Below are 9,542 nucleotides of genomic sequence, written 5' to 3'. Positions count from 1 at the left end.
GTGGAAAGCCGTGGAGAAGCAGGACGGCGGAGCGGCCGAGAGCACGGCTCTCCGCTGCCTCAATCCACCGGATTTGAAGCCCGGATACGCGCGTCCGTCCCAGCCCGATGGGATGTCCGTCCGGGAGGCGTCGTGAGGTCGGACGCGCATCGCCCGGCAAGGTCTTATCGATCGAATTGCTGAGAAACACTGGGATGAATTTTAAACACTGGCCCCGACTATGGCACGGCCAACTTGGTGTCAGAATGCTCACGCAGCCTCACGAAGATCTGATTCAGGTCGACTCGGACTGGATCTGGGAGACCGATGCCGCTCAGCGCTTCACCTACCTCTCGCCCGAGTCGGAACGCTTCCTAGGCCGGAGCGTCGCGGCGCTCACCGGCCTGTCGCGGGCCACGATCGCGGCGAACGGCGGGGACGCGGTCTTCTGGGAGTCCTACCGGGAGGCCATCGAGCAGCGGCGGCCCGTCAGCGACTTCATCTATCCCTACGATCATCCAGACGGGCGCCCGCGCTGGTTCCGGATCAGCGGAGAGCCGCGACTGTCCGAGGCGGGCACCTTCCTCGGCTATCGCGGCGTCGGCACCGACATCAGCTCCGAGGGGCGGGCACGGGGCGCCCTGGCGGGAGCGCTCGCGGATTTGCGCGCCTCGCACGCCACCCTCGTGGCGCAGAACCGGCGCTTCGACGCCGCCCTCGGCAACATGACGCAGGGCTTGTGCATGTTCGACGGGACCACGCGCCTCGTCGTGTGCAATCGGCGCTACCGCGAACTCTTCGGCCTCGCGTCCGAGCACTTGACCCTCGGGATGAGCCAACGCGAGGTCTGCGAGGTCCTGGTGGCGCACGGCACCTACCGGAAGGGCGTGACCGTCGACAGCCTGTGCGAGGGCACGCGCCTCGCGCTGCTGTCACCCGACCCGGCCCCGATCCACCAGGAACTCGCCGACGGCCGCGTCCTCGCCCTGTGCTACCGCACGATCGAGGGCGAGGGCTGGGTCGCGACCTTCGAGGACATCACCGAGCGCCGACGCAACGAGGCGCGGATCGCGCACATGGCGCGCCACGACGCGCTCACCGACCTGCCCAACCGCACGGCGCTGCGCGAGCACGGCCTGGACATGCTCGGCCAGGGCCGGGACGGCGAGGCGCATCGCCGCCTCGCCATGCTCTGCCTCGACCTCGACCGCTTCAAGGGCGTCAACGACACCCACGGCCACGGTGCCGGCGACGCGCTGCTGCGCGCCGTGGCCGTGCGCCTCTGCACCCGCGTGCGAACCGGCGACCTCGTGGCGCGGCTCGGGGGCGACGAGTTCGCGGTCCTCCACCGGGTGACCGACGTGGCCGGAGCGATGGCGATGGCCGAGCGCCTGATCGCCGTGGTGAGCGCGCCCTACGAGATCAACGGATGCACCGTCGAGATCGGCATGAGCGTCGGCATCGCCATGGCCGACGAGGACGCCGACGACATCGACCGCCTCCTCAAGAACGCCGACACGGCGCTCTACCATGCCAAGGGCGCGGGCCGCGGCATCGCCCGCCTCTTCGAGACGGCGATGGACGAGACGGCCCAGGCCCGGCGCGACCTGGAGCGGGAACTCGCCGAAGCCCTGCGGACGGACGCCTTCGAGCTGCACTACCAGCCCCTGGTGGATCTCGGCACCGATCGGATCACGGGCCTGGAGGCCCTGGTCCGCTGGCGCCATCCGGAGCGCGGATTGATCTCTCCGGCGACCTTCATCCCGGTGGCGGAGGAGACCGGGCTGATCGTGGCGCTCGGCGAGTGGGTCCTCAACCAAGCCTGCCGCGAGGCCGTGTCGTGGCCGGGTCGGATCACCGTCGCGGTCAACGTCTCGGCCGTGCAGTTGCGGCACCGCAACTTCGCCCAGCGCGTTCTCCTGGCGCTGGCCACCAGCGGCCTCCGGGCCGACCGCCTGGAACTGGAGATCACCGAGAGCGTGCTCCTGGACGACACGGAGGCGAACCTCGAGACCCTGCACCTGCTGCGCCGGGCCGGCATTCGTATCTCGATGGACGATTTCGGCACCGGCTACTCCAGCTTGAGTTACCTGCGCCGTTTCCCCTTCGACAAGATCAAGATCGACCGCTCGTTCGTGCACGATGCCGGCCAAGCCACGGAAGCCGGGGCGATCATCCGCGCGCTGGTGGGATTGGGCGCCAGCCTCGGCATCACGACCCTGGTCGAGGGCATCGAGACCGAGGAGCAGCTCGCCGCCGTGCGGGCCGAGGGCTGCCAGGAGATGCAGGGCTTCCTGTTCAGCCCCCCTCGACCTGCCCAGGAGATCGGCCCGATGCTCGCCGCATCCGACATCCGGGCCGCCGCAGCCTGAGACCGCGGTCTCGTTCCGATGACAAGATACACAACCCTGAGATGTATCATAACGCACTCTTAGGTAATTCCCTCTCAGGTTGCAATCGAGTACGCAAGATTGCAACCTGAGAGGGAATTTCGCGATGGAGGTGTGGCTTCGACACGCGCACGGCAGCGCGGCGGGGATGCGATGCCGGGGCGGCAGTTCGGCGGTGGAATTCGCCCTGGTCGCGCCGTTGCTGCTGCTCCTGTTCGCCGGCATCCTGTCGTTCGGCGTATATCTCGGAGCCGCCCACACCCTCCGCGAGATCGCGGCGGAGGCGGCACGGGCTTCGCTCGCCGGCCTGACCGATGCGGAGCGGGCCGCCCTGGCGCAGGCCGTCGTGCAGCGCAGCTTGGCCTCCGGCTCGATGTTCAGGGCGGGCAGCGTCGGCGTGCAGGTCGGCACGAGCGCCGCCGACGCGGCCGTCTATACCGTCACCCTCAGCTACGACACGTCCGTCCTCGGGCTGAAGGGCCTCGGCAGGCTCGTTCCGCTGCCTCCGGATCTGCTGACGAGCACGGTCAGCGTGCGTCGAGGCGGCCTATGAGGCCCCCCCAGCGTCGCCTCGCGTCCGATCGGCACGGATCGGTGGCGATCCTGGTGGCCCTCGGCGCGACATTCCTCATGGGCGCGGGCGCGGTCGGCGTCGATCTCGGCTTGGTCGTGTACGCCAAGCGCAGGGCACAGGGCGCCGTCGACATCGCCGCGATGCTGGCAGCAGCCGATACCGGCCGAGCGGACGCCCTCGCGCGCCGGTCGCTCGCCGACAACGGCTACGGATCGACCGCCACGGTCACGGTCGCACCGGGAAGCTACGCGGGCAACGCCAAGGTCGCCCCGGCAAGCCGGTTCCAGGCGGGGACGACACCGACGAACGCCGTCAGGGTCGGCCTGCGGACGGACGTGCCGGTGCACTTCGCGCGGCTCGTCGGCCTGCCGAGGAGCGTGCCGGTCCAGGTGACCGGAACCGCCGCGAACGCGCGGTTTGCCGCATTCTCGATCGGCTCGGGAACGGCCGCGCTGGATGCCGGGATCGCCAACGCGGTGCTCGGGGCGATGCTCGGCACCAGGATCTCGCTCTCCGTGATGGACTACAACGCGCTCCTCACGACCCGCATCGACACCTTCGGCGTCCTCGACGCCCTGGCGCCCAGCCTCGGACTTCAGGCCGCGACCTACGCCGACATCGTCGCGGCCAACGCGAGCGTCGGGCAGATCACCGCCGCCCTGAGGGTGACGGCGCAGGGCACGCCGGGGGCGGGCGCCGCCGCCGCAGCGGTGGGCAACCTGCTCTCGGCCCTGCCGAACGCCGGCGCGATGATCCCGGTGGCGCGGATCGCCGATCTCGGCGACGCCTCCGCCCTCTCGCCGCCACGGGGCACGGCCGGACCGCAGGTCGGCCTGATGGACCTCGTCTCCGGCATCGCCGCGATGGCCAACGGCCAGAATCAGGTCTCGATCGACCTGGGCGCCACGGTTCCGGGGCTGCTCGGCACCCGGCTCACCCTCGCCGTCGGCGAGCGGCGGCAGAGTTCGTCCTTCGTGCAGCCGGGCACGGCGAACGCCACGATCTCCACGGCGCAGACGCGCCTGCTGATCGAGACGACCCTCACGGCGCCCCTTGGGCTCGGCACCGTGAGCCTGCCGATCTACGCCGAGGTGGCACGGGCGAGCGCGACGCTCCGCTCCGTCGCGTGCCCGTGGACGGCGGCGTCCATGCGCCAAGTCACCCTCGACGCGCAGCCCGGCCTGCTCACCCTGGCCATCGCCAACGTCCCGCGCAGCAGCATCGCGGTCGGCGCTGCGTCCCCCGACCTGGGTCGCGGCGCCCCCCTGATCACCCTGCCGCTGCTGACAGTCCAGGGCACGGCGCGGGCGACGGTCGCCAGCCCGTGGGCCCAGACCCTGACCTTCTCCGACGACGACATCGCCCGCCACGTCGTGCGCGGCGTCTCGACCACCGGGATGGCCCGGTCGCTTACCGGAAGCCTGATCCAGGGCATGAGCCTGTCGATCGACGGGCTCCTCCCCCCGCCGCTGCTCGGCCCGCTCCTGTCGGCGACGCTCTCGGGCGTCGCGCCCGCCCTGGACCTCGTCCTCGACACGACCCTGCGGACGCTTGGCATCCGCGTCGGCTACGCCGACGTCACGGTCGACGGAACGCTGTGCAACCAAGCCGTGCTGGTGCAGTAGGTCGCTGGGGCCGACGAACGTTCCGGCGCAGGACGGCAACCGCGCGACGAGGGTGTTCGCCCCTCAGTGAGCGCGTCCCGCGTTACTGCCGGTCGACACCTTCGCCAAGTGCTGGCCGAGGCTCAGGAGCAGGACATTGGCGATGAGTCGCAACTCGGAGTTGTCGAGCTGTTCGATCGCTTCGCGGCAGGCGATGGCGTGGTCGGCGGCCGCCTCGAGGAGCGCGACGGGATCGGGTAGGACGGTGGCCGCGAAGGATTCCAGGTCCAGGTCGCTTTCCGTCACGTCGATGATGATGCCGTGGCCGTGCGCGACGACGCCGGTTTCGCTCCGCACGAGCCGGCCGCGATCGAGGATCCTGCGGACCCGTCCGGTGGCGGACACCGTCCGGTACTCGGCGACGAACAGGCCGCCGCACCGGCGCAGGCGCTTGAAGTGACGGAACAATTCAGGACGGTCGTCGGGATGGACGCGGGCCTTGGCCTGTTCCAGGGGAAGCGGAAGCCCGGCGATCGTGTGATCGCCCGCGAGAACCTCGGCGGCGCCCGCATCGAGGGTGCAGCGGTCCGGCCGGGCCGACCACGCCCACGTTCCGACGACGCCCGAGGCGGTCAGGGCTGCGGACAGGTCAACGGATGCAGGGTAGGTCCGGTCGATCGTGTCGGCGCGCATGGACGATCTCCACGATGCAGTTGCAATTTCGCTCTCAAGCCAATGACATACAACCCAAGATGGAATTAACAATCGGTTAACTCAATGGCGGATCACGCGCCAGACCGCTGCATTCTACCGAGATTTGCGAAGAAGCCATCGGCCTTGAAGGCTCGGCACTTCCAACGCGGGACGCGTGCAGCCCTGGCCGGCTCGGTCAGCGCAGGCGCGGGACGTGGAGGCGCCGCGGGGACGGCTCAGCCGATCTGGCTGACGAGGGTCACGGCTCCGAAGATGAGGACCGACAGCACAGCCACGGCGAGCAGGATCAGGGCCGCGCGCGATTCCTGAAATTCCGACGACATGTCTTCTCCGCAGGGCCCGCTCGCGAGCGACCGTGTCGCAGCCTCGCATCGATCCGACCGGCTGTCGAGACGGCGCTCCGAGGGGCCAAGCGCCCTCCGGCGATCTCCGACGCAGGGTGTCCGATGGATCGGGCGCGCGACAACTTTCGAGGGCGAGAGCCATGATGCCGAAGGTCTGCGGTCGGCTCGGCAGGGAAGAGAACAGGCCTGCGTCGAGCCGCCGGGGCTGGTGCCCGCAGCGGAGCGCGAAACCGACCCGGAAGCACGGTGCCGAATCGCGTAGATCGCCCGGCGTACGCCCACTCGCGCAGCCTTGAGGGATGGGCCGGTCGACCAGGGCTTTCGCCGCGGATCGGCCGCATCCGTTCAAGGGGTTGCCGGCCATGACGTTCATTCCGCGCGCAACCGTCGTCGGCATCGTCCTCGCCCTGACGGCGGCCTCGGCCGAGGCCCGTCAAGCGCGGACGAGGGTCATCGGAACGCCCCGGGATCGGGCCGCCGCCGCAGCCACCGAAGAGTTCTCGGCCCGGATGAGCCCTTCGACGCGCTGATGGGCGACGTGCCGCGCGGGAGTGTTCCTGTCCGCCGCGCGCGCTGAGCACTGACGCGACGCTTCAGCGTCGCGATCCGGCCCGGCCGGGTTTGGCGTTCGAGCCCGCGACGTGCGGCCGTCCCCGACGAGCCGGGCTCCGCGGCGTCGGCGTCGAGAAGCGTCAGGCCAGTCCCCCCGCCTCCTCGACGAAGCGGGCGATGGCATCCGCCCCGGTGCCGGCCCGCAGCGACGCGAACACGTAGGGTCGCGACCCCCGCATCCGCTGGGTGTCGGCCTCCATCACCCCGAGATCGGCGCCGACGAGCGGGGCGAGGTCGGTCTTGTTGACGACGAGCAGGTCGGAGCGCGTGATGCCGGGACCGCCCTTCCGCGGGATCTTCTCGCCGCCGGCCACGTCGATGACGTAGAGGGTGATGTCGGCCAGTTCCGGCGAGAACGTCGCCGCGAGGTTGTCGCCGCCCGATTCGATCAGCACGAGGTCGAGCTTCGGGAAGCGGCGGCGCATCTCGGCGACCGCGGCGAGGTTGATCGAGGCGTCCTCGCGGATCGCCGTGTGCGGGCAGCCGCCGGTCTCGACGCCCATGATCCGCTCCTCGGGCAGCGCGCCCGCCACGGTGAGGATGCGCGCATCCTCCTTGGTGTAGATGTCGTTGGTGATCGCGCAGATCTCGTAGCGGTCGCGGAACCGCTTGCAGAGCTGCTCCATCAGCGCGGTCTTGCCCGAGCCCACGGGCCCGCCGATGCCGACGCGGAGCGGGCCGTTGTTCGACGCCATGGGGGAGGTCTCGCCTTCGAGGTGGGTCAGGAGCGAAAGATCCGGGAGTACTGCGTCTCGTGCCGGAACGAGCCGAGATCGAGGCGCAGCGTCGCGGAGCCAAGATCGTCGAGGCTGAGGTCCGGGATCGTGGCGGCGAGCGCCGCGACCCGCGGCGCGAGCGCCGCGACGATGCGGGTGCCGGCCGTCTGACCCACGGGCGCGAGGCGGAGCGCCGCCGAGACGAGGTTCTGGACGAAGGCGAGGCCGAAGCTCGCGAGGGTCGGTCGGAGCGCCATGCCGTGCACGCCGGCCGCGATGCCGACCGCCACCGGGTAGGCGATGTCGCCGGCGACCGCCTCGGACAGGGCGAGGAGGCGCGGGTCCGGCCACGCGATCCGCGTCGCGTCGAGGAAGCTGCGGCCCTGCTGGGCCGTCTCCAGGCGCAGTTCGCGGGAGGGCGCCAGCGCCAGGGCGAGGTCGTTGAGGTCGCGGACCGCCCCCGCGTCGTCGTCGGCGGCCGCCCGGTGGGCGTGGCGCGCGAGGATCAGGTCGTTGCGGCCGGCGCCGTGCTCCAGCACGTCGCCGAGCCACGCACTGAGGGACGCCTCGTCGGTGACGTTGCCGGCCTCGACCGCCGCTTCGAGCCCGTGCGAGTAGGCGTAGGCTCCGACCGGGTAACCCGGCGACAGCCACGCCATCAGCCGAAGCTGCTCAATCATGGGCATGCCAGTGCCCGTCGCCGTGGTGGTGCGCGCGGTCGGCGCCGGCGTAGGCACCGCCCTCGGGCCGGAACGGGCGCTCCACCGGCTCGGCGCTGCCCCCTAAGCCCCGCACCATCTCGGCCAGCACGTGATCGTGCGCGATGAAGACCGTGTCGTCGCCGATCTCGGCCGGGATGTGCCGGTTGCCGATGTGCCAGATCAGGCGCTTCAGCGCGCGCGGCGACGCCGCACGGATCTCCAGCAGGGCCTCGGACGCCGCCTCGACCCAGACGAGCCGCCCGTCCTCCAGCACCAGCGCGTCGCCGTCGTCGAGCACCGTCGGCTCGGACAGGTCGAGCAGGAAGGTCAAGCCCCCGACGCCCCGCATCGCCATGCGGCGGCGGTGCCGGTCGCCGTGATCGAGGACGATCCGGTCGACGATCTCGCCGCCGGCAAGCGCGGCGGCGCGGACGACGCGCGTGGCGCGGATCATGGTGTGTGGCCCATCGAATTCAGGACTGATCCAGGAGGTCGGGCTCCTTGGGCAGGTAATCGAGGTCTAGCGCCTGGGCGAGCGTGAACGGCGGCGCCTGCGGGAACAGCGTAAAGTCGATTCCCGTGTCCCTCGACGCGAGCAGCCGGCCAGACACGTAGCACGCGTCGAACACGTCGGCCGGGTCGCGTTTCAGGCTGGGACTGGCGCGAAGGACGCGTGCGATCCGGCCCCGTTGCTCGAAGATCGTCGCCGTCCAGCTATCGTTGCGCGCTCCTGGCTGATACTTCCACTTGAGAAGGTAGCCGAGAAGGATATCCAGCCGGCTTTCGATCTGCTGCTTCTCGCTGCCTCCCACGCTCGCCACCTCGTCGATCAGGTTCTCAAGGTCGAGCTCGTCGAACCGGCGCGCGCGCAGCAGTGCGGCCTGGGCCTGGGTCCAGAGATAGAAATCCGTCTCGTACGGACTCACCGCCGGGGGCGGCTTCAGCGCGGCCTTCGACATGGTGAGCCTCCAATCAGACCAACCCGATCCTATCTCAAAACAAGAAGTACCGCTGCGCCATCGGCAGCACGTCCGCCGGCTCGCAGACCAGCAATTCGCCGTCGGCGCGGACATCGTAGGTCTCGGCATCGACCTCGATCACCGGGGTGGCGTCGTTGAGCACCATGCTCTTCTTGGAGATGCCGCCGCGCACGTTCTCGACCGCCACGAGCTGCTTCGAGACGCCGAGCTTCTCACGCAGCCCGTCCTCGACCGCAGCCTTCGAGACGAAGGTCAGCGCCGTGGCGAACGGCGCGCGGCCGAAGGCACCGAACATCGGGCGATAGTGCACCGGCTGCGGCGTCGGGATCGAGGCGTTGGGGTCGCCCATCGGCGCCACCGCGATCATGCCGCCCTTGAGCACGAGGTCGGGCTTCACCCCGAAGAAGGCCGGCGACCACAGCACGAGGTCGGCGAGCTTTCCGGCCTCCACCGAGCCGATATGCTGCGAGACGCCGTGGGCGATCGCCGGGTTGATCGTGTATTTCGCGATGTAGCGGCGCGCCCGCAGGTTGTCGTTGCCGGATGCGTCGCCGGGCAGCGCGCCGCGCTGGCGCTTCATTTTATCGGCCGTCTGCCACGTGCGGATCGCGACCTCGCCGACCCGGCCCATCGCTTGGCTGTCCGACGACATCATCGAGAGCGCGCCGATGTCGTGCAGGATGTCCTCGGCCGCGATCGTCTCCTTGCGGATGCGGCTCTCGGCAAACGCCAGATCCTCGGGGATCGACGGCGAGAGGTGGTGGCACACCATCAGCATGTCGAGGTGCTCGTCGATGGTGTTCTTCGTGTAGGGCCGCGTCGGGTTCGTGGACGACGGCAGCACGTTGGCCAAGCCCGCCACCTTGATGATGTCGGGCGCGTGCCCGCCGCCCGCGCCCTCGGTGTGGAAGGCGTGGATGGTGCGGCC

At 70.2% G+C, this 9,542-nt stretch carries 9 protein-coding genes; 3 read left to right on the top strand and 6 right to left on the bottom strand.

Annotated features, from left to right (window positions below):
- Positions 1–245 precede the first annotated feature (245 nt).
- The 3 genes from ACFE8Y_RS16185 to ACFE8Y_RS16175 all read left to right on the top strand — a co-directional run bounded on the left by ACFE8Y_RS16185 (position 246) and on the right by ACFE8Y_RS16175 (position 4,568).
- Entirely contained in the window at positions 246–2,351 is a 2,106-nt protein-coding gene (locus ACFE8Y_RS16185) for a putative bifunctional diguanylate cyclase/phosphodiesterase (protein WP_375465408.1), read from the top strand.
- 193 nt (positions 2,352–2,544) lie between these two features.
- Entirely contained in the window at positions 2,545–2,922 is a 378-nt protein-coding gene (locus tag ACFE8Y_RS16180; protein ID WP_375465407.1) for a TadE/TadG family type IV pilus assembly protein, read from the top strand.
- Positions 2,919–4,568 (top strand): TadG family pilus assembly protein, encoded by a 1,650-nt coding sequence (locus ACFE8Y_RS16175; protein ID WP_375465406.1) that lies wholly within the window; start codon positions 2,919–2,921, stop codon positions 4,566–4,568. The genes ACFE8Y_RS16180 and ACFE8Y_RS16175 overlap by 4 nt, the downstream gene beginning before the upstream one ends.
- A 63-nt stretch (positions 4,569–4,631) precedes the next feature.
- Here the strand turns inward: ACFE8Y_RS16175 and ACFE8Y_RS16170 are convergent, their stop codons facing one another.
- The 6 genes from ACFE8Y_RS16170 to ACFE8Y_RS16145 form a co-directional block, all read right to left on the bottom strand.
- A complete protein-coding gene (locus tag ACFE8Y_RS16170) occupies positions 4,632–5,240 on the bottom strand; it encodes a PAS domain-containing protein (protein ID WP_375465405.1) in 609 nt (202 codons plus the stop codon).
- 1,057 nt (positions 5,241–6,297) lie between these two features.
- Complete coding sequence (gene ureG / locus ACFE8Y_RS16165) at positions 6,298–6,912, bottom strand: urease accessory protein UreG (RefSeq protein ID WP_375465404.1); 615 nt, start codon at positions 6,910–6,912, stop codon at positions 6,298–6,300.
- A gap of 26 nt (positions 6,913–6,938) precedes the next feature.
- The gene (locus ACFE8Y_RS16160) at positions 6,939–7,613 is read right to left on the bottom strand and encodes an urease accessory protein UreF (protein ID WP_375465416.1); all 675 of its coding nucleotides are present in this window, start codon (positions 7,611–7,613) and stop codon (positions 6,939–6,941) included.
- Positions 7,606–8,088: an urease accessory protein UreE gene (locus tag ACFE8Y_RS16155; protein WP_375465403.1), complete on the bottom strand. Its 483-nt coding sequence runs from the start codon at positions 8,086–8,088 to the stop codon at positions 7,606–7,608. Before ACFE8Y_RS16155 ends, ACFE8Y_RS16160 begins: the two co-directional genes overlap by 8 nt.
- 19 nt (positions 8,089–8,107) lie before the next feature.
- Complete coding sequence (locus ACFE8Y_RS16150; RefSeq protein ID WP_375465402.1) at positions 8,108–8,593, bottom strand: DUF29 domain-containing protein; 486 nt, start codon at positions 8,591–8,593, stop codon at positions 8,108–8,110.
- Between the two features lie 34 nt (positions 8,594–8,627).
- Positions 8,628–9,542, bottom strand: a 915-nt coding sequence (locus ACFE8Y_RS16145) for an urease subunit alpha (RefSeq protein WP_375465401.1), incomplete at its 5' end; no start/stop codon positions are given.

It is taken from the genome of uncultured Methylobacterium sp., assembly GCF_964242245.1.
Taxonomy (GTDB): domain Bacteria; phylum Pseudomonadota; class Alphaproteobacteria; order Rhizobiales; family Beijerinckiaceae; genus Methylobacterium.
The sequence above is the reverse complement of the archived record's forward strand: the minus strand, read 5'-3'. Positions and strand labels throughout refer to the sequence as shown.